Raw genomic sequence first — 19743 nt, 5'->3', positions numbered from 1 at the left:
ATTCAAAAAAGCCAATCTCATCAAGAATAAGGGAAATAATAATAATCGCTACAAAAGCTAATGTGGCGTTCCAAACAATATCCGTTACGGCTAACACATCTTGGAAGTCAACAACGCCGAAAATTAACGCTAAGATTGCTCCCCCACATGCAGACCAGCCGATTCCTAAGTTTTTTGGCTGCCATATCACTAATACAAGTGTAAGTATAAAAATAATGGTTGCTATAATCGCTAAATTCAAATGAATCCTCCTACAAATCGCACTGGATACGTAATCCAGCATCCTCCAGTGCACGTAATTTATCTTTTTGATCAGGTATCTGCTCTAATACCTGTTGAATAATCGGATATGTCGCATGAGAAGTATTTAATGAGTAAAAAATCCATTGCCCTCTCCGTTGCTCCTTAACAATACCGGCATCCCGAAGTTTTCTTAAATGTTGGCTAATTGCTGGCTGACTCATTTGTAGAACCTCAACAAACTCACATACACAACATTCACCATCTTTTACTAAACCCATAATCGTTAAGCGTGTTTTATCACCAAGTAGCTTTAACGTTTGGGCAGCATTTTCTAATTCAATTATCGTTTTTTCCATGAACATCACCTCGCATAATTAGTATATTAGCATATACTTATATTTGCAATAAAAATAACTCTATTATTTTCTCCTCTACTTCCGCGACTAAGAAAACTTATTATAATGACCTACTCTCATTTTGTTTAGAGGATGTGATTTCCAATAAACTCGCCTGTTTGCGGAAGACCATATGGTAGCCTTTTTACTTAACTATCACATTTTTCACTCAAGTATTATACTAAAGCATTTAGAAATCTTAAGCTTTCATTAAATTAGGAACTAACAAATTATAAAACATAATCAATACTGTCATGGAACAATTCAGCTCTTTGTTCATTTTGGGTACACCTTAGTTAGAACTGATAGAAATATAATAAAAACATATATCCGATTTGTGCATTCAGCCTTGTTGTTTTCATAAATAAAAGAGGTGCTTCAAAAATTGAAGTACCTCTACTTATAATAGGTAAATCAAAATTATTATTAGGTTTTATACTTCACTGTAAAACCCGCGCTATTATAGGTTTCTACTGCATTTTGTAAAAAATTATTAAAATCTTTTTGTGCAGAAACTTTATATAGATGTACCTTCCTTTCTTTCCTTTTACGTAGAAAGATATATCCAGTGCATAGTTATTTTTTAATAATTTCCTCCATGCTAGACGGCTGGACGTTCAACCTGGATCGGTTAGTTATCACCTAAAAAAGGTAGGGATTAAGCAGGGACCAGGTTAATTATAGCTTGGTCCTTTTTTTAGTCCCTATTGTCCCTATTCAAGTATATGAAACTTTTCACAAAAAAATTTTATTTTTAAAACGTGTTTGCTGGAAATAAGTTTTACTTAATCAGATCACTGAAAAAAGGATACTTTTGCAAGATACTATGGAATGTTCCCAGATCCTTTATAGATAAATTGGTTTCTAAGCTATAGCACCCTTGATGTGTCACCGTGTTAAATTTATCTAGGAACACGCTATCATCATCTTTAAATGGTTGACTACATACGTTGCAGTATATTTTCTTCTCCAAATTTATCTCCCCTATGTTAAGTAGTGATTGCTTCAATCCTAATCTCTATTTTACACAAACAATAAAATTTGGCTTTTAAAATGAATCATTATTAGATAGAATTATTTAAGGTGATTGGAAAAATTCGTATTAAAAAAGGGGTAATGAAATGAAAAAATTTACAAACCTTGAAACTACTTTAATCTCTAAATGGTTCGGTAACGACATAGACATCATTTTGAATGAGGCAGGGATAAAAGATAAACTGGAACTTATATCATTAGTAAGCGAAAAAATTGAAGAAAAAATAATGAATGACCTTCAATATAATAGTGAAGGGTATGTATCGGAAATTATTCATAACAGCTTAGAAAAGGTGGAGTATAACGAACTTATTGATCATTATAAGGATTAAAACAATCTAACTGATTCCAGTTACATAAAAAATGCTACAAAAATTTTTATTTCAAAAACGGCTGCAGGAAAAAAGGTGGATTCCTGGTCCACCCCTTCCACCAAAAGGATCTATAACCTGCCAAACACATTATTTATGTTTATAATACTTAACTAATTCAACTTGAACACCCTTAATATCATCATTAACCAAGTGAGGTGCACTTCCACCTATATTTGGTGCATCTATTTTTAAAATTATGCCATCCATTTTAAAATTATCGTCTGGTTTTTGTTCACCAACCATAATAGCCATTTCTACTTGAAACCAACCTTCAATTTCTTTACCCTTCTCAGCTATACCTTTTTGTATGAGAGAAATATCATGCACTTTAACGGGATTAACAGTCATTTCTTTTCCGTACTGATCTTTTACAATCTTATTTAATTTTGGTTCAATAATAGCCAATAGAATGTCCTCTGTTGTGAAATAATTATCCAACTTAAAATCCTCTTTAGCATTAACAATTACACCACTTGAAAACATAAACATAGTTACAATAGCTATCATAAAAAACTTCTTTTTCATTAAAATCACCTCATTTAATTTGTTTGTCGGTTAGCTTTTCTTAAAAGTGAAAGTTAATACATTTTTAAAATTCATTATCCTTATATTTCCACCGGAAAAGTAGAAAAAATGGTGCAAATTTAATCCAAACGGTAGTTAGGGGTATATATAGAGGCCCTCTCCTACCCCGTACCCTTGTTCTGTCAGGTAAAAATACCTGTAACGGAAGCACTCGCTGCTGCACTCTATACGTCCATTAGGTGGTTTTGTCGTGGTGTTTATCCCTTCCTTTACTTTCCCTATTCCTTGTCTGTCCCAGTACCGTGTATCGTTCCCTATGGACGTATGGTGCTAGGTGACACGGTTGGTTGTTCGTTCCCCTTACATGGTGGATCTGTATGTATCTTATCGGTTATATGGTGGGATCTATTTTAATTGGTGTGATAGGTGGTATGTGATAGCGACTTATCCCTTGTTCGTCCGTTCTGTTTCCTTGCTATCATATCTCTTGATATGTGATAGCAGTATAGGGGTTGTTTTTTAATTGGTTTTAATAAGCTTTAATATGTCCTAGATAAACGGGACAAAATAAAGTAAATTAAAACAAATTAAAATAAAAAGGCTTGTAATGTTAACTGACATTTTGATACTATAATGGCAACCCTATCACTAAAAAATTATCGACTATAGAACTTATTTAGTTGGAGTTGATAATTACTTGATTGCGACTTGATGTTCAAAAAAAGTTGGATCTGTTTATTATTAAATTAAAAGCGGAAGCAAAACACATCTATTAGTAGCTAGATCAATTTAGTGATTTCATGGGAAAAATGAAGTGATAGGGGAACGTTTTCTAAGATTTTTAAGGGTGAGATCTTGATTTCTTAGAAACAAAAAACAGAAGCACAGAGATAAGCAAAATAAGTTTGACCACAATAAAAAAAGACTTTGGGAGTGATGACCCGAGGTCTTTTTTTGTTTATAAATAACATTTCCCGTCTAAACTCATAATAGAGATATAGAAGGTGGGTGAGATATGGTTTTGAAGGCCTGTTTAAGTGTCCGAGTATCTGATGAGGATACAACCATGGCCACCTTCTAATCACTACTTCTTACAATCCATTGGCTTTAGCAGCGTGCGACACAGAGATTGGTTACATCAATAGGTGAAACTCCAAGAAAAGGAGTATTAGTTCGGCTACTAGCACTAGCCATTCTAGTACTCCTTTTAATCCTTCCTGTCGTTCTCCTAAGTATTCCTTAACCTTTTTTGCAATTTCCATTTGACCACTCATTTCTAATTTATTTTGTGGCCAACCTTGGACTAGTTCACATTATATCAGAGTAATTATTCATTTAGGTCATAAATGTAATTTTTTTACTCTAAATTTGCTTATTTTTTCCAATGTAACAAAATGCATAAAAAGTTACATTCGTTTCGTTAAAAAGACTGGACTTATCCTAAAAACCCGTTTATTCTAATCTTAGGTTAAAAAATGTTACATTCAAAACATTGATTTTACTATGTTAGAGAAAAGAGGAAAATGAATGGCTGCACCAAAAGGGATAAGCAAAAAAGATGAAATTAAGGACGTTCAACCTATTAGGTCATTGGATAAGATTGAGGATATGAAATGGTCATTAAAAAAATGGTGTACTAATCGTGATTACATAATGTTTTTAATGGGGATCAATACGGGGTTACGTGTTACCGACTTATTGAAACTAAAAGCAAAGGATCTAAAAGGGAAAAAGATTCTAGTCATAAAAGAAGGCAAAACGAAAAAGAATCGGGAAATAAATATAAATAACATCTATGAGGATTTAAATAGTTATATAAGCACTATAGAGGGGTCTGAATGGTTATTTCCTAGCCGTAAAGGGGATAAGGCTATAAGTAGAATACAAGCCTACAGACAACTTAATAAAGCTGCTGGAATGGTGGATATAGAGGACGGTATAGGAACTCACACCATGCGGAAAACGTTCGGTTATTGGTACTATAAACAAACTAAGGACGTGGCCACATTACAAGAAATATTAAACCATTCCCATCCACAAATAACTAAGACGTATATAGGTATTACACAAGATGAAATAAACGATAGTCTAAAAGACTTCGTACTATAAGGGGTTTTTACAATGACATTAACAAAATACAACCAACGCTATGAGGATATAATCCATTCTGAGGATCTAACAAGCCATGAAAAAGGGATAAAGCTAGGTGATTTAATGACTGAGTTGGAAAAGGAATATAAGATACCTATGCTTAAAAATACGGAATGGGAAAATAAAAATAGTAAAATAATAGCTTTATATCGTAAAATAAGTAATAGTAGGGATCTCTAAGGTCTCCATAAGGGGGAAAACGGTATGGATAATATGCTAAAAACAATGGAAATGGATATTTCCGAGGCTTTACAAGACGGTTTGGTAACTATGATGTACATAACAAAAGATAGTAATACCGATACTGAAACTGATAGGTACATAGTTTCCATACCTATTATTACTTTTTCTTGCTATGTTTCAAGTGAATTAGATTACAAATACTTGCTACAAGGTAATGTTATTCCTTTAGCAGACCCAGTAAAAAAAGAACGAGTATTGAAGGCTATAAAAGAAGTCATAACAGAATTGGAATCAAGCCTAATTAAATAACAGATAAATAGAAAAGGCAGCCGTTATTCAGCTACCTTTTTTGTATTCTCAAGTCACTTTTTCCGTGATTTTTTTACTTTGATTGTTACCGTTCTGGATTTATCAAAACAAGATACAATGATCTTAGATTCACTTCCTGGATTTGCATTTTCTTTTATACTAATAATTCCGTTTTCATCAACGTCCACTACGTCTCCACCTGATTTAACTTGATATTCGACTTCTGTTGATTGTGTCATATCCATTTGTCCCCCATCTGAGAAGATAGCTAAAATATTTAATTGAAGTTCCCCGCCTATATCTAACGTTTTAGATTTAGGACTTACATCTAGCTTGTCACATGGCCTACCACTATTGAATTTAACTAACTTTTCCCAGTTTATTGTACCGTCTGAGTTACAAAAATCATTCATAAATTCCATAGCAAATCTGTTTCCGGCAGCATCATAGGCCTTATTGTACTCCACAAGATGATTTTGTGCTTTATCTTCCATTGCGTCAATAATTTTTAAATAAAAATCAGTGTCATCAGTCAGTTCTTCCCAGAACGATTGTCCAGCTAGTTCTCTAAAACCTTTTTTGTTAATTTCAGTTTGTTTCTTACCGTAACCATATCCAACAATAGCGTCAAAAAATTGTTTCCTTTTTGCTACTCTTTTTCTTAATGAATTAAAATTATCAGCCTGCTTGTTTCTGCTATCTGCATTGAACACGTTAGTTCCACTCTTAACGGCAAAGGCTTTATAAGTGTGATCATCTTCCACAACAACGTCTACACCTTCTGTATTTCCTACATAACCGTTTCCAACTTTTTCAGCTAAGGGTTCAAAAAAAGCGTCCCCAAAAATACCTTCGTCACTACTAGACATATAAGCTGCTAATATTTCATCAACTATATCGGAGGCCTTCTCCATTCCAATAGCTTTATATAAATAAGGGTTTTTCCGTTTCAAAGTATCTTTTAGTTTTAATGTACTGATTTTTTCAATCCTTCTTCTATAAAAATCGTCTAACAGGTCCCCTACAATCTTGCTTAGATCTTCCATATTATTCTCCCCTATAGATAACTTAGTTTTAAAATGATTATTCCATAGTTAGGCAAATAAAAAAAGTATAGGGTTCAACCTATACTCAGGCTGTCGAGAAAGTCTCGGCAGCCCTTATCTTTTTATTCCGATACAACATATTGTGTTTTTAAAATATTTGTTTGAATATATATGGTGATCCGAATATAGAAATCCCCTCTTTCTCGATGATGATTTTTGAAAAAGGGGGTTTCCCAACAAGCTGAGTATAGGGTTCAACCTATACTTTTACTTTTGCCTTTTCGCTTATAGTAGCAAGGATCGATTCTCCCAGCTTTTCAGCTAACCTAATTGGTACAGCATTACCTATCTGAGTATATTGCTGTGTTAACGTTCCAGCAACTTCATAGCCTTTTGGGAACTCTTGTATTGCCAAATATTCCTCTATGCTTAATGGCCGATCCTCGAAAGGGTGGCCTATATTCGTACTTTTTTGTGCTGGTGACGTTAAAAGCGTAGGTGCTGGTCGGTTAATATTGATTCGTCTATAGAATCCTACTTTTCCGCCTCCTGATTCATATGCGCCGCCCATGGCTTTTCTTACTAAATCATCACCATATGGCTTTAGGTCTCTCCAATTACCACCACCGGAAGGAATCATTTTCATATACTTTAATCGTTCCTCAGAGTAATTAGTATGATGATGTTTTTCTCCCTTTAGATCGGTAATTATCTTAGATACCGGAACCCATGGTTTTAAATTATTTTCTCCTGGATTCTTACTATGGGTAGGTTGTGGGAATACGAAATTTTTGTTTAAATCCTTCCTCACCCCCACTATAAATACACGTTCACGTTTTTGTGGAACTCCAAATTCGGCTGCATTTAACACATCACATTCCACGTTATAGTCCTTGAAATGTGATAATAAATACTTTAATGCACTTCCAGGTAATTCATCTTGTTCTAGTGGTGGGAAACCTTCTCCCCTTTGGTTTATTGGTCTATGTTTCAATGCAGCCGATAACAACCCTTTTACATTCTCCAATAAAAAAGCTTTTGGTTTAGTTTCAGCAACCAAACTAGCAAACTGAATCATAGCTTGTCCTCTTGGATCTGAAAAAGCCATGCGTTTTCCCGCTGTACTGAAGGATTGGCAGGGACTTCCTCCCACAATTAAGTCAATATCTTCATCAATATTTAAGTTAGCTTCCTCATATATCTTACTTTTATTAAATTCCATAATATCACCACGAACCACATTCCAGTCCGGATAATTAGTTTTTAATGTCTCACAATATACCTTTTCAATTTCTACAGATAACCTTATATCAAAACCAGACTTATGAAGTCCCTGGTCTAGGCCTCCCGCACCCGTAAAAAAAGATATAGCAGTTGCCATAATTACACCCCGTTAAACTATTAAGTAGGACAAGTATATCATTATCGTAAGGACAGGTCCAGTATTTAATTTTTCCAGAATCTTTTACACTTTTTGGCTATTAGATCCTATGGCTGCTAAATTGCGCATTGATCAAAAAGGTCATACTAATAAACCACGTCTGTTCCTTGTGCTAGTGTCTGTCTGGAACGCAGTCACACCAACGATTTATAAGAAAATATTCTGTAGGTGCTTGTCTTTTTGTGGTGGTGTGGCGGTTTTTCTTGCCTAAATATGCCAAATTTAATAGGATTTTTTTCCAAAAGTAAACAAGTTTATTTGTAACATTTGGAATGAATGGGTAAGTATTTTTAGTGGTGGTGGAGGTTTTCATGGTGTTGGTGGTTCTGTTTTTGGGTAACAATGGTGATCCCCCGTGTCATGCGGTTTTTTAATTTAAATCACCAATAAAACAGCTATTCTGTAGGAAAAATAATATAAAAAATGTCATTTTCAATCCAATATTTCCTGCAATAGCTTGGACCTTTTTTAATATCGGGTTTATAATTAGGAAGGAGTAAATTTTGAGGTTTTCTCTTTATTTATAATAGGGGGTGGAAATGATGAAAAATGTTCTTATGGCTTTCCCACCTTGTCAGTTTTAGATCCCTTTTATGGTTCTGGCATACCTATTCAAATGGAGATTTGGGTCATTATGGCAGAGAAATGGCAGGATTATGGCAGGATTTAAGCAGAACAACTCTTCTAAAATACATTACAATTAAATCATGAAAAAAATTAAAGGTTTTGTTATATATAAAAACCTTTAAGCATATAGTAGGTATGTTAACCCTAAATCTATTGAATTTTATGTTTATAGTGATAGATTGTTTGAATAATATATATAAGGGTTAGCGTTTAAAAAAATCCAAAACAGCATACATTATATAGTATAAGAAGTTTAATAGGTGTGCCTGTATTTTATCAATGTAATTTTGATATAAGACATATAGGGGGTGATATAAGACAACACAAGAAGGTTTTAGAGAGGAGGAACCAGGATGAAAAACAGAGAAATCCTTTTATGGACTATACCTGTATTGCTTACATTCGTTTGTACTATGTTCGCAAATCAATTAGGGTTGCTGGGAGACAAATTACTTAGCCTCAATGTAATGTGGTATGTAATTATTCTTTTAATCATTAATACGGCTATAATGATTTACCTAACCACAAAAATAAAAAAATGGATGGATAATGCCACTAACATTAGCCACCCAAACAAACCTATGTAATTATTATTATAATGCAAAATGAATTGATATGACATAAATCAATCGATAAGAGCCATTATAACCAAAAAATCTACTGAAAAAACGCCTAGAATAGATTTTCTGGGCGTTTTCTCTATTAATCAATGTATTCTATGCAAAAACATTCTTCTTCATGCCTTCACTGTAAATACGTATACCTGTATTTACATAATTACAGTTTAACTATTTTCCTTCTTTCGAATCGAATCATGCCCTTTCTATTTCCCTATTTATGCGTAGAATGACAATTTTAGAATATCTCCAATAATGACAGTAATACAAAAAAACTCAATACAGGACTCAATTCCACATTCGTTCTTTATGTTCAAAGTTACCTGCACTATTTCCATATAAATATTCCTTCATTGTTTCACCAGTCAATTCTTTCAATTCTGCAGAAGTAAATTCAACAATCCCTGGTTCATTGTTTTTCTTACAAATGTATTTGATAATACCTTTTTCTTTACCTAAATATTTCACATCAATATGATATACCGTAATTAGCTGATGTTTCACATGAATTAAATCTTGTTGCAGTTGATTAATTACAGCGTCTAGTTTATCTAAATAAACATTGCCTACCTTAAAAACCTTAAATTCTTCTTGATCTCTCCTAAAAACTTTTAAAGCTAATGGCAACACAATAAAATCTCGTATAAGTTTTTCCATCATGCACCAACCCGACCACGTAATTTACCTACTGAAAGTATATTATCCAGTTTAAATGCGCGGATAGTTCTTTTTGTATAACAATAGGCTATCACGATATCATCACTCTTTTTCATCACACGTATTACCCGTTGTGATAGTTGATTATTTTTATCTAAATAAATCATTAAGATTTTTTCTTTTCGTTCGATTGATCGTATAAGGATATTTTTCATGTAAACCACCCCTTAACAGGAACATTTGTTCTATTGTAACACGACGCATATGTAATAGACAAAACAAATAAGCCTGTATTACTGTAATTACATTTTTACAAATACCTGTATTTAAGGATAATTTCCTCCTTCCAGTCGTAAATCTTGTCGTTTACTCCGTCTCACCTCGTTCGTACCCGTCGTTTCACTCCTTGTTTTCTTAGTTTATGCGCTTTGTTTCGGGCATTGAACCCTCACAAACCGACTATTTCAGAAGATTACTAAAATAGTTCGCTTCATTTTCGTTTAGCAGCACTCAACAAAAATCGTTGAGTGTAGCAAAACTCAATATTGCTTTTCATTCTTTTTCATCGGGTATCGAACCCTCAAAAAAGAACAAGCTGTCTCTTATGCGTTTTGTAGTGGATGCATTTTGTATCTTCTTCTTTGTGTCTCTTTAGTATAATGCTTAGCTCATAACTTGCGGAAGGGCGTGCGAAAAGACAATGGAAATCGGCAAAACCAAGTAGGCTAAGCAGGACTAAGAAAGCAAAACACGCTTTCAAATCCTGCTAAGTCATTGGGTTTCACTCGTTTTCCTACGTGCCTGATTTGTGGGAAGGAAAGGCTTGATAACTGATATTCGGCACTATGTTTTTCTTGCAAGTCGGCTACTTCGCAAGCCGACCCTTCCCACTACGTTTTCGCTAACATTGTTTTGGGGACGACAAAGAAAAGAAAGTGAGGTGATCTGAATGATTTTATCTTTGTTAGTTACAGTAGTTTTAATAATCGGTGGGTGTGTGGTTCTCTTACAGTTCTATGACCTATTCGAAAATGAAACAGTCCGTACGCTATTGCTTCTAGCATACGGACTGTTCTCTGTTTTTCTCGTGTTTCGTTGGTTTGCTGAATACATCATTTATCAACTTAGCATGATGATTTAACCAACAAGGGGAAGGTGACGCTTCCCCTTTTCTATTTCTAACAATTTTATCATATTTGGAGGATTTTATCATGGAAAAAACAAAAACAATTCGAGTATTAAAAATTGGATTTAATTTAGAACTTCTGCAATTTGAAACTGACGTTATCGAGCTTGAAAATGATCTAGCGTATAACTTAGCTGATTATAGAAAAATAATTGATTGCAACACAGTTGACTTTGTCAAATTAAGTGATGATGTTTGCGTTCTTGTTGATGATGAAGGCCTGCTGAAACCTGGTAATGCAGTCCTAGATGTTCAAACAGCATACGGTCATAACCTACAGCTTGCAGGAACGCTCATTTTTGCAGGGAATCAACATACTGATGAAGGAGATGAAATAACGTCACTTGAAACAGGAAAATGCTTAAACCTCTTACAAAATTTAAAAATGAAAGTGATTGGTGTTACAGCGCACTAAATCACTTGAAGGAAGAACCACTATTAACGAGTGGTTCTTCCTTTTTATAATCAAATATTTTAAAAGGAGTGCTTTTCCATGAGAAAGAAAGTTAAATTTATGATAGATGGACTAACGATTAAATTAATTGAAGGAAAAGACGCTTTTGGATGTGAGGTCGTTAATCTTTATGTGAATGGTAAATATCAAGGATTTTATGATGTTTTCCGTATTGAAGAAGTTGAACGAGAGCTTAAATACGATTTAAATCTTTTAGACGAAGCTTATTGTTAATCAATATTGGGGAGGTTATTCCTTCCCTTTTTTACATTATAATTTAGGAGGAATTAATTATGGAAACAATATATGAAGTAGTAAAAATTAAACAGGTTATAAAAGAAACGAAAATTAATAATGTTGGTGTTATCCGTTCACCAGAGGACGGGGTAGATATAGCAAGACAATTTATCGATGATGATGATCGGGAAGTATTCCTTGTTATGTGTTTGAATACAAAAAACTATGTTATTGCTGTTCATCGAGCACATGTTGGTTCACTTAACGCAAGTATAGTCCACCCAAGAGATGTCTTTAAAAGTGCTATCCTAAATAATAGTGCTTCCATCATTGTGGCACACCAACATCCATCAGGTGATCCAGCTCCTTCGCAAGAGGATATTCACGTTACCAAACGATTACTTGAAGCTGGAAAGATGATTGGTATTGAATTATTGGATCATTTAATAGTCGGTGTCAGTAAACATGTTAGTTTGAAAGAAAAAGGGTACGTGTAAGCAATAAGGGGGTGTTCTACCCTCTTATTTATTTTTGTTTTAGATAGCTCATTTTTGCCTACTTACGTTGTCAAAAATGAGAAAAACAATAAAACACATGTGTACAATGTATACAATTACCCGAAAATATGTTAACATTGTTCACAACATAAAAAAAGGGTGATCATGCATGAAACGTGCTACAACTGAAATTTTTACTTATTTTCCAAATCTAGAGCAATATCTAACAGATAACAAAAGTGCTAATTTATCAGATGAAACATTAGCAATGTTAACGGATATGGAACAAACCTTTTTGAAATTAGCCTGGTTCTTCGAAAGTCCGGATAAGCAAAACTTTAATTTAGAATCGATCTATAAGACGTTAGAAGATGAATGGTTAGAATTTTCCTTACAAGTCATTGATTTATTCTTTAAAGAGGATACTTATTTAGTTAAAAATCCAACTACATCCTTGGTAACAGAGAAATCTTCTTATTTAAATCAAAGTCAATTTGCTGATTACTTAAAAGAGAATGGACTAACATTCACTCGTTCTAAATTAAACACGTATATGAAACGTGGCACTATACCTGACCCTACCTTAGTTATTGGTGGCGCTAAATACTGGGAGCGTTCTGTTTGTGAAGAATACTTGCAAAAATATAAGTAAGGAAGGCTTTGTATGAAATGAATTAAGGAGGAGCACCAACATTTTGATGTTACAATAAAGATAAAGGGGTTTTAACATGATTGAAATTCTTCTTGACCATTCTTATGAAGATGATTATTTTATGATTTCGGAGGTTTCCGTAAACATAAAGGACGTATCTGAAAAAGAACGTATTGAGAAATTACTCGAAAAGTCTAATATTGAAGGTGCTTTAGTAGACGTTGATAGGGATTTAAAGAAACGTATTGCTCAACGGTTGCAAGTTGATGTTAGCATGATTGATTTTGATACAAATGAAATAGACCTTTAACAAAACTGCATATTTAATAACCCCAAGTCGCCTTAAGGCGGCTTTTTTCTTAAGAAAAATATGATTCGTGTTTTCGTCATTGGCCAATTAACCAGGAACGAATAACGTTCGTCTTTTTTATAAGATTTATCCAGGATATGGGATCTGGATCCGGACTTATTTTTGAATAAAACCAAACATTTAAATACATAAAACAAACATGCTCTGGGTTACCACAAAGGTCTACTACCAGTACGTAAGATAGCAAAATACGCCATCTAACATACTGCTGTATCTCGCTGTGACCTAAAACAGCCGATAACTATAAACTGTAAATTTATGGCCAACTACAAAAATCGTGTAGTTAGCTATAAATCAACACTTTATAAGTTCCTGACTTGTTTCTTAACGCTCCCACGATAACAAAATTTAAAAGAATAAGAGATCAACTCGGAAAGAAGGCAATTTCGCCTTCTTTTTTATTTTACGGATTTTTTCTTTTTGCTTCCGAACCATACAACATCAATAACTTGTAACCTTCTAGCAGGTAGGACACCCGAACCTTTCCTGCTAGAAGCTAACAAGTTGGAAAAAAACGTCAATAAACTTTCACGACATATCCTCATAACTGCTAAAGCATTCCGGTATTTCATGACTTATTGACGATTTTTTCATTGAGTTGTGAGTTTCTCCATGCAAAAAGGAAAAAATCCTTCCCTTTTCGGGAACAGACTTCGTTTCTCCAGCAAACGAAAAAATAAAATTTAAAGGAGAGAAAAGACTATGAGTAAAAAAGTCTATGAAATGATTACAAATCAAATAATCAAAAAGCTAGAAAAAGGAACAGTACCTTGGAGACAACCATTCAAAAATGGTTTAGCGGTTAACTGGAAAACACAAAAGGCATACAGAGGGATTAATGCTTTGCTTTTAGAAAGTGGCGGTGAGTACGCAACATTCAAGCAGATAACAGAAGCAGGGGGAACGGTTAAAAAGGGTGAAAAATCACAAATCGTTGTTTTTTGGAAGATGCTTGATGTAGAAGATGAACATACAGAAAAGGAAAAGAAAATCCCATTATTACGGTATTATCGAGTGTTTGAGGTTGGTACACAAGTTGAAGGAATCTACCCAAAACGAAAGACAGAAAAATTTGACCATAACCCTATAGAAGAAGCTGAAAAAGTAAAACGTGACTATTTTAATGCTCCATCTTTCAGTTTTGAAAGTGGCGGTGCTTGGTATAGACCGTTCGAGGACATAGTAAACGTACCACCGCTTAAAGATTTTGAGGACGTAAACAAGTATTATAGTACTCTTTTTCATGAAATGGTACACAGTACAGGACACAAAAAACGATTAAACAGAAAAGGCATAACAGGAACAATAAAATTTGGTAGTGAAAATTATAGTAAGGAAGAATTAATCGCAGAGCTTGGAGCTTCCATGTTATGCGGAGTGACTGGAATAGAAAATACAACGATTGATAATTCAGCAAGCTATATTCAATCATGGCTTAGAGCTTTGAAAAATGACAAAAAATTAATTGTAAGTGCTTCACAAAAGGCACAGAAAGCAAGTGACCATATTCTAGCAATTGAATTTCAATAAAATAAATCCCCTGCATGATCCATGCAGGGGGACATAACAGAAAGGATGGATACGAAGTGAAACTAGTCAATGTTTTAATTAGCAACGGTTATTTTTCTCTTGAAGAAAACGAGGATCTTTTAATTGAAAGATTAGCACCAAGCTCAATAAAAGAAAGAAAAATCATTATAAGCGAATCAGATTATAACTTATTAGTGGAACAAAAAGTAGTAGAAATAGGTCAGTTTGAAGAACTGGAGCTTTTACCACCATTTGAAAAAAAGGAACTAGAAATCTATATTATTTTTGAATTATGCATGGACTTAAAAGAATTGAAAGGTGGAACATCATGCAATTAGATTTATTTTCTGAAACAGCGTTCATGAGTGATGAGGAAAAAACGAAACATGAATCAAAGCTATATACCGTTCAAAGTATATATCAGTCATCAGGACAACGAAAAATAATAAAGCAGTATTTGGAATCAAATGAGAAACAAAAAACCTATAATGAATTTGATAAAGCTTTCAGGACATATGGTTTTGGTCATGGAAACTATAGTTTTCATGCGATTTCAGGAAAAGGGAAAATTATAGTAGATAGAAGTTTTTCCTTTCCCCTTACCAGTAAAGAGTTATTTCAGATATTATTAAAAAGCATACAGGTTACTTGTTGACCAGTAACCTGTATGCTGATATAATTCACTTAAGAAAAAAATAAAAGAAAGCATTCCTGTAATAAATAAATTTGAGGTGAAAATTAATGAAGACATGCGCCTATTGCAGCTCGGAAGTTAATCAATCCTATTGTTCTTTTTGTAGAATGAAACTTACAGAACGCTATATATTGCATGACGGGAAACGCTTATCAAATGCAATAGCGTTTTTCCCTGAACAAAGTGGTATTTTTAAAAATACTTCTGAATTGCTTCAGCTGGAAACGATTGAATTACTTTGTTTATTACGTCACGTCAGGAACTTCCGTTCAGACATTTATAAATTACGAATCTTAGGTCATAAAGCAGAAGCCGCAGGCGGTAATGTGGAGGAAATTCAAATAAAGTCATATAGCGATTATGAGGAAGCTACTCGTAAAATGTGGGTAATCGAAAATATCATAAAAGATCGTATTGGTTATTTCCCTCATAAAGTTACCGAGAATTTTTTAGCCATGTATTTAGATCGAATTGAACAATCTCAAAAGAAGACAATGAAAATGAAAAAGGCGGTTAGATCATCATGACAGAAAAAAAAGCGCAACCAAACAAACAAATTAAAGTTGCGCCAAACGTTCATTACGATATTAAAGTGACTGCTGCAACTGAAGGCAAAGAAATGCGTGAACTTATCGAGGAAGCATGGGAATTTTATAAAGAGAATAGAAACAAGTGACTTTTTAAGGTGGACTTGCATCCACCCCTTATTCCTGTAATACCAGTAACACACTTTTACATAAACCTGTATTTGCAGTTTTATGTATTTTACTCTTGAGGGGAAGGTTTAAATGACAAGTAATAAATTTGTTAAACAGGAAGTTTCACTGATACCTAATGGAAAAGCTTAAAATTAATAATTAGTCAATTGACCTGTATTGCTGTATATTTGTATTACTGCATTTACATCTTCATGTATTTAAAATTTAAAGGGAGGTTTAAAAATGACTGCAACTATCATTACATATTCGTTACAAAAAGGCGGAGTCGGAAAAACAACCACTTGTGGACTTAGTGCGTTTCTTTTAAGTGAGATGGGATATAAAGTATTAGCAATTGATATGGATAGTCAAGGTAATTTAACACAATTAGTGAGTGGATTTGATGATCTTGAACCATTTTATCAAGATACAGTTAAGGAAGCGATGGAAGCTGGAAGTATAAATCCTTATATTAAAGTGGCTTCTGATAAGTTACATTATGTTGCTGCTGATGATTATTTAGTTTTAATTGCAGATTATAAAGGACCGATAACAAAATCTTTCTTACTTAAAAATGCTATTGAATCAGCTAAAGATGAGTATGATTTCATCTTAATTGATACACCTCCGAATTTAAGCATACAAACTGTCAACGCATTGATAGCTAGTGATTATGTAGTTATTATGTTTGAAACAGCAAAATTTAGTTTTAATGCGATCCCTCGTTTTATGGAATCCATAGAAGGTGCTAGAAAAAATGGAAATCCGCATTTAAAAATCGCTGGTATTTTAGCTACATTATCAGATGCAAGACGTACCGATAGTAAAGAATTATTAGAGCTGATTAACGAGGAATATGCTGATTTAGTATTTGAAACTGTTATTGCACGGAGAGCAGCAATTGGTAGATTATCTGTATATGGTTTTTATGATAATCCAGAGATCAAACAAGCCACTACCATTCACAACGATTTTATAGAGGAGTTGTTAAATCGTGTCATTAAAAGATAAATACTCAAGGAACCCAAATAAAGCACCTGAAAAAAAAGGCAATTCGGATGTAATAAATCAAATGATAGACCAGGAAAAACAAACTGTAAATACAGGTATACAGGATTCTGCATCTATAAGAAAAATAAAAAAAGCCACATTTGAATTAAATGCAGATCTCCATAAAAGGTTAGGTGTATTTGCGGTAATGCATGATTGTTCTATGCTAGAAGTAGTAGAAAAGGCACTCAATGAATATATGGATAAAGAAGAAAATTAAACTGTAATTATGTATAACTGTATTTACATAATTACAGTTTAACAGCAATACAGAAGCGTGAATATATTAGCAAAAGTTGTCAAATTATAAGCAAACTGATAGAATTTAAATAGTTTAAAAATAATATTTTGATAATTAAAAATAGACATGAAAAATTCCCTGCTGCCTCGACCAAAAGGAATAAACAGAGAATCTTTATTAAAGATATTACGTTGAACAAATTATATCAACTATATATATAAAAGTAAAGATACAAACCTCTGTTTTTCCTTACTAAATTTCAAGCAAGGTATGGGAAAAAACGGAGGTTTTTTATTATGGAGAGTGAAAACGTAAATAATTACTACAATATTTACGAGGAGTACAGATTAAAACACTATCAACTACCAAAGGTTTTTTTCACAAACGAAAATTACATAAAAATGAGTAATGATTCTAAAATTGCTTGGGCGATCTTACGAGATAGATTTACACTTTCTGTAAAGAATGGCTGGTATGATCAAAATGGAAATATTTATTTTATATATACTAACGAAAACTTAAAACAAATTTTAAATGTAGGAAATACAAAGCTACAAAAAATAAAACAAGAACTAATTGGAAATGAACTTTTTGAACAAACAAGGTTAGGACAAGGTAAACCAAATAAATTGTATCTTAAAAAGCCAAACGTCACAGAAAGTGATATTTATAAAATTAAAAACGAAGAAAATAATAATGAAACCCCATCTGAGAGTAGAGAAGTCCCAAAACAGGATTTCAAGAAATCTCATAATAAGACGTCTAGAAATCCTAAATACGGACAACTAGAAATCCCAAAACAAGACGGTAATGATACTGATTCTAGTGATACTGATTCTAGTGATACTGATTCTAGTGATCTAAACCTAAACCAAACAAATAAATATATTTGGGAAATGAAAATACCAATGTCGCTTAAAAAGTTCTTTTCGGATAAGGGTAAGGTTTTGGTCAATGACCATACATTTGATCTAATTGAAATTGAATACTTTTACAACACTTATACCAATTACATAAAACCAAATTGCACAAGGGAAGATATTTATTATTTAAATGATATCGAATATACCAAAACAATAAAGAAAATGTATACAGAAGTTAGTAGACCTATTGATAATATGGAAGGTCTCATCACAACCTGGGTGCAATGGACCCTACATTATAAAAGGCAGAATAATGAAGAAAATCAAGCGATGGAAGATATACAAAATGCTCATAATTAAGATGGTTTTTTAAAAATAGTCTATCAATACACCTAATTAGCAAGATAATAGGGTTTAAACAGCTATTACTATATTAATAGAGTAAATGGCTATCAAAACCAAAGATAACCATTTATACGCCCTTTAAATAACTTTCAGGCGTATAAAATAACGCAGCAGTAATGTAGAAGAAGGTTTTATTATTGATTTATGGTTTTATAGGAGTTCTTGCACTATCGATTGGATTTACAGATGTATTAGCAAAAGGACAAGTTGATGTTAGCGATGGAGATAAAACTAGAGTTGTAACAGTAGAGGAACAAGAAGTACGTGAAAATAAGGTTATTGAAGCTAAAGACTTTAAAACAGTTATAACAGCAGAAGAACAAAATAGAGTAGAGGATTCATCAGCTTTATCAGGATTTGTACCCCAAGAAAATGGACAAGGGTTTTATTTTATAAAAGAGAAATAAACTTAAATATTATTATTAAAGTAACGGGGCTATTCTTCAAGAAGGAGAATAGTTCTTTCTTATTGAAGTAAAGGAGCAGGATTGTTTAAGAACAAAAGAGAATGGAATTTTATTTGGAGGATTTTATGAAGGTTTATGTTGGGTTTATTATGGTTACAGTTTTGTTGTTAACAGGATGTGCAAACAACGAGACAGTTTCAATCGAAGGAAAAATATTTGACATTAGTAATGAGGAAAAAACATTTGTTGTTTATGTAGGTGATACATTAACGGAAAAACAAACACAAAGAATGGATTATGGTGAGGATGACAAATTCATCGAAGCATTCCTCGTTCAGATAAACAAACAAACGAACATAAAGGGTGAAGTCGACTCCTTTGAAGATTTGAAACAAGGACAAAAAGTAACCATTGAAATTCAAGGAAACTACGAAAAAGAATTAGTTACTACTGATGTTTTTTTTGAAAACCACGGAAAACTCCCCACCTATAAGACAGAGAAGGTAACAGTTGTACCTTATACAAAAAAGGAAATTGTTGCGGAAATGACAGTGGATGAAGGATACTATGGGCTTTACATTTACAATCTAACACCGAATGAAAAAGGAGTACATGAAGCCTATATGGGTTCCAATGAAAATTTCCATTTTCAAAAAGTATTAATGACGCATATTCTCGGTGGTGTTAAAAATAAGAAAGAACTGTTAGGGTTATATGAAAATGAGCCAACATATATCATTACGGATGATAAAGGAATTGTATTTAAAACAAACAATAAAAAAGAACTCGATGCGTTTGTAGAAAAATTAAAAACAAAAAAAGCAAACAAAAATAAGTGAAAGGTGAAAACACAAAA

The 19743-nt window shown here is 33.2% G+C and carries 29 protein-coding genes; 21 read left to right on the top strand and 8 right to left on the bottom strand.

Annotated features, from left to right (window positions below):
* Together AC3G7N_RS16220 and AC3G7N_RS16215 are read right to left on the bottom strand one after the other, a co-directional pair.
* The coding region (locus AC3G7N_RS16220) for an ArsB/NhaD family transporter (protein WP_489423212.1) at positions 1–241 on the bottom strand (241 nt) is incomplete at its 3' end.
* Between the two features lie 10 nt (positions 242–251).
* Positions 252–599: an ArsR/SmtB family transcription factor gene (locus tag AC3G7N_RS16215; RefSeq protein ID WP_489423211.1), complete on the bottom strand. Its 348-nt coding sequence runs from the start codon at positions 597–599 to the stop codon at positions 252–254.
* Between the two features lie 1160 nt (positions 600–1759).
* On the opposite strand from AC3G7N_RS16215, the gene AC3G7N_RS16210 reads away from it, so the two are divergent.
* Entirely contained in the window at positions 1760–2005 is a 246-nt protein-coding gene (locus AC3G7N_RS16210) for a hypothetical protein (RefSeq protein ID WP_489423210.1), read from the top strand.
* Between the two features lie 129 nt (positions 2006–2134).
* Here the strand turns inward: AC3G7N_RS16210 and AC3G7N_RS16205 are convergent, their stop codons facing one another.
* The gene (locus AC3G7N_RS16205) at positions 2135–2572 is read right to left on the bottom strand and encodes a hypothetical protein (RefSeq protein WP_489423209.1); all 438 of its coding nucleotides are present in this window, start codon (positions 2570–2572) and stop codon (positions 2135–2137) included.
* 1133 nt (positions 2573–3705) lie between these two features.
* Positions 3706–3846, bottom strand: a complete 141-nt coding sequence (locus AC3G7N_RS16200; protein ID WP_489423208.1) for a hypothetical protein — start codon at positions 3844–3846, stop codon at positions 3706–3708.
* 253 nt (positions 3847–4099) lie between these two features.
* Between AC3G7N_RS16200 and AC3G7N_RS16195 the strand changes: the two genes are divergently transcribed.
* From AC3G7N_RS16195 to AC3G7N_RS16185, 3 genes are read left to right on the top strand one after another with little or no spacing between them, the layout of a single operon-like run.
* Positions 4100–4681 carry a tyrosine-type recombinase/integrase gene (locus AC3G7N_RS16195; RefSeq protein ID WP_489423207.1) on the top strand — a complete coding sequence of 194 codons (582 nt, stop codon included), beginning with the start codon at positions 4100–4102 and terminating at the stop codon, positions 4679–4681.
* A gap of 12 nt (positions 4682–4693) precedes the next feature.
* Entirely contained in the window at positions 4694–4903 is a 210-nt protein-coding gene (locus AC3G7N_RS16190) for a hypothetical protein (protein ID WP_489423206.1), read from the top strand.
* Between the two features lie 24 nt (positions 4904–4927).
* Entirely contained in the window at positions 4928–5215 is a 288-nt protein-coding gene (locus AC3G7N_RS16185) for a hypothetical protein (RefSeq protein ID WP_489423205.1), read from the top strand.
* Between the two features lie 53 nt (positions 5216–5268).
* Here AC3G7N_RS16185 and AC3G7N_RS16180 read toward each other — a convergent pair whose 3' ends face one another.
* Together AC3G7N_RS16180 and AC3G7N_RS16175 are read right to left on the bottom strand one after the other, a co-directional pair.
* On the bottom strand, positions 5269–6261 hold the full coding sequence (locus tag AC3G7N_RS16180) for a PmeII family type II restriction endonuclease (protein WP_489423204.1): 993 nt from the start codon (positions 6259–6261) through the stop codon (positions 5269–5271).
* Positions 6262–6520: 259 nt separating this feature from the next.
* Entirely contained in the window at positions 6521–7642 is a 1122-nt protein-coding gene (locus AC3G7N_RS16175) for a DNA cytosine methyltransferase (RefSeq protein ID WP_489423203.1), read from the bottom strand.
* A gap of 1040 nt (positions 7643–8682) precedes the next feature.
* Between AC3G7N_RS16175 and AC3G7N_RS16170 the strand changes: the two genes are divergently transcribed.
* Positions 8683–8916 (top strand): hypothetical protein, encoded by a 234-nt coding sequence (locus tag AC3G7N_RS16170; RefSeq protein ID WP_489423202.1) that lies wholly within the window; start codon positions 8683–8685, stop codon positions 8914–8916.
* A gap of 318 nt (positions 8917–9234) precedes the next feature.
* Here the strand turns inward: AC3G7N_RS16170 and AC3G7N_RS16165 are convergent, their stop codons facing one another.
* Together AC3G7N_RS16165 and AC3G7N_RS16160 are read right to left on the bottom strand one after the other, a co-directional pair.
* A complete protein-coding gene (locus AC3G7N_RS16165; protein ID WP_489423201.1) occupies positions 9235–9603 on the bottom strand; it encodes a YhjD family protein in 369 nt (122 codons plus the stop codon).
* Positions 9603–9818 (bottom strand): WYL domain-containing protein, encoded by a 216-nt coding sequence (locus tag AC3G7N_RS16160; RefSeq protein ID WP_489423200.1) that lies wholly within the window; start codon positions 9816–9818, stop codon positions 9603–9605. The genes AC3G7N_RS16165 and AC3G7N_RS16160 overlap by 1 nt, the downstream gene beginning before the upstream one ends.
* A gap of 734 nt (positions 9819–10552) precedes the next feature.
* Between AC3G7N_RS16160 and AC3G7N_RS16155 the strand changes: the two genes are divergently transcribed.
* The 16 genes from AC3G7N_RS16155 (at position 10553) to AC3G7N_RS16080 (ending at position 19726) form a co-directional block, all read left to right on the top strand.
* Positions 10553–10744 (top strand): hypothetical protein, encoded by a 192-nt coding sequence (locus AC3G7N_RS16155; RefSeq protein ID WP_489423199.1) that lies wholly within the window; start codon positions 10553–10555, stop codon positions 10742–10744.
* A gap of 70 nt (positions 10745–10814) precedes the next feature.
* On the top strand, positions 10815–11204 hold the full coding sequence (locus tag AC3G7N_RS16150; protein ID WP_489423198.1) for a DUF3846 domain-containing protein: 390 nt from the start codon (positions 10815–10817) through the stop codon (positions 11202–11204).
* Positions 11205–11282: 78 nt separating this feature from the next.
* Positions 11283–11477 (top strand): hypothetical protein, encoded by a 195-nt coding sequence (locus AC3G7N_RS16145; protein WP_489423197.1) that lies wholly within the window; start codon positions 11283–11285, stop codon positions 11475–11477.
* A gap of 59 nt (positions 11478–11536) precedes the next feature.
* Positions 11537–11977, top strand: a complete 441-nt coding sequence (gene radC, locus AC3G7N_RS16140; protein WP_489423196.1) for a RadC family protein — start codon at positions 11537–11539, stop codon at positions 11975–11977.
* Positions 11978–12146: 169 nt separating this feature from the next.
* Positions 12147–12629, top strand: coding sequence for a hypothetical protein (locus tag AC3G7N_RS16135; RefSeq protein ID WP_489423195.1), 483 nt, complete (start codon positions 12147–12149; stop codon positions 12627–12629).
* Between the two features lie 76 nt (positions 12630–12705).
* A complete protein-coding gene (locus AC3G7N_RS16130) occupies positions 12706–12939 on the top strand; it encodes a hypothetical protein (RefSeq protein ID WP_489423194.1) in 234 nt (77 codons plus the stop codon).
* Positions 12940–13701: 762 nt separating this feature from the next.
* On the top strand, positions 13702–14529 hold the full coding sequence (locus tag AC3G7N_RS16125) for an ArdC family protein (protein ID WP_489423193.1): 828 nt from the start codon (positions 13702–13704) through the stop codon (positions 14527–14529).
* 56 nt (positions 14530–14585) lie between these two features.
* The gene (locus AC3G7N_RS16120) at positions 14586–14867 is read left to right on the top strand and encodes a hypothetical protein (RefSeq protein ID WP_489423192.1); all 282 of its coding nucleotides are present in this window, start codon (positions 14586–14588) and stop codon (positions 14865–14867) included.
* Positions 14858–15184, top strand: coding sequence for a hypothetical protein (locus tag AC3G7N_RS16115; RefSeq protein WP_489423191.1), 327 nt, complete (start codon positions 14858–14860; stop codon positions 15182–15184). Before AC3G7N_RS16120 ends, AC3G7N_RS16115 begins: the two co-directional genes overlap by 10 nt.
* 146 nt (positions 15185–15330) lie before the next feature.
* On the top strand, positions 15331–15750 hold the full coding sequence (locus AC3G7N_RS16110) for a hypothetical protein (protein WP_489423190.1): 420 nt from the start codon (positions 15331–15333) through the stop codon (positions 15748–15750).
* On the top strand, positions 15747–15899 hold the full coding sequence (locus AC3G7N_RS16105) for a hypothetical protein (RefSeq protein WP_489423189.1): 153 nt from the start codon (positions 15747–15749) through the stop codon (positions 15897–15899). The genes AC3G7N_RS16110 and AC3G7N_RS16105 overlap by 4 nt, the downstream gene beginning before the upstream one ends.
* 265 nt (positions 15900–16164) lie before the next feature.
* The gene (locus AC3G7N_RS16100; protein WP_489423188.1) at positions 16165–16932 is read left to right on the top strand and encodes a ParA family protein; all 768 of its coding nucleotides are present in this window, start codon (positions 16165–16167) and stop codon (positions 16930–16932) included.
* Positions 16916–17191, top strand: coding sequence for a hypothetical protein (locus AC3G7N_RS16095; protein ID WP_489423187.1), 276 nt, complete (start codon positions 16916–16918; stop codon positions 17189–17191). Before AC3G7N_RS16100 ends, AC3G7N_RS16095 begins: the two co-directional genes overlap by 17 nt.
* Before the next feature lie 317 nt (positions 17192–17508).
* A complete protein-coding gene (locus AC3G7N_RS16090) occupies positions 17509–18435 on the top strand; it encodes a replication initiator protein A (RefSeq protein ID WP_489423186.1) in 927 nt (308 codons plus the stop codon).
* A 182-nt stretch (positions 18436–18617) separates the two neighbouring features.
* Positions 18618–18887: a hypothetical protein gene (locus AC3G7N_RS16085; protein WP_489423185.1), complete on the top strand. Its 270-nt coding sequence runs from the start codon at positions 18618–18620 to the stop codon at positions 18885–18887.
* A 125-nt stretch (positions 18888–19012) separates the two neighbouring features.
* Positions 19013–19726 (top strand): hypothetical protein, encoded by a 714-nt coding sequence (locus AC3G7N_RS16080; RefSeq protein WP_489423184.1) that lies wholly within the window; start codon positions 19013–19015, stop codon positions 19724–19726.
* The last annotated feature ends 17 nt before the right edge of the window (positions 19727–19743 follow it).

This window comes from Virgibacillus carmonensis, from assembly GCF_057836705.1.
Note: the sequence above shows the minus strand (reverse complement) of the source record. Positions and strands in the feature narration are given on the sequence as shown.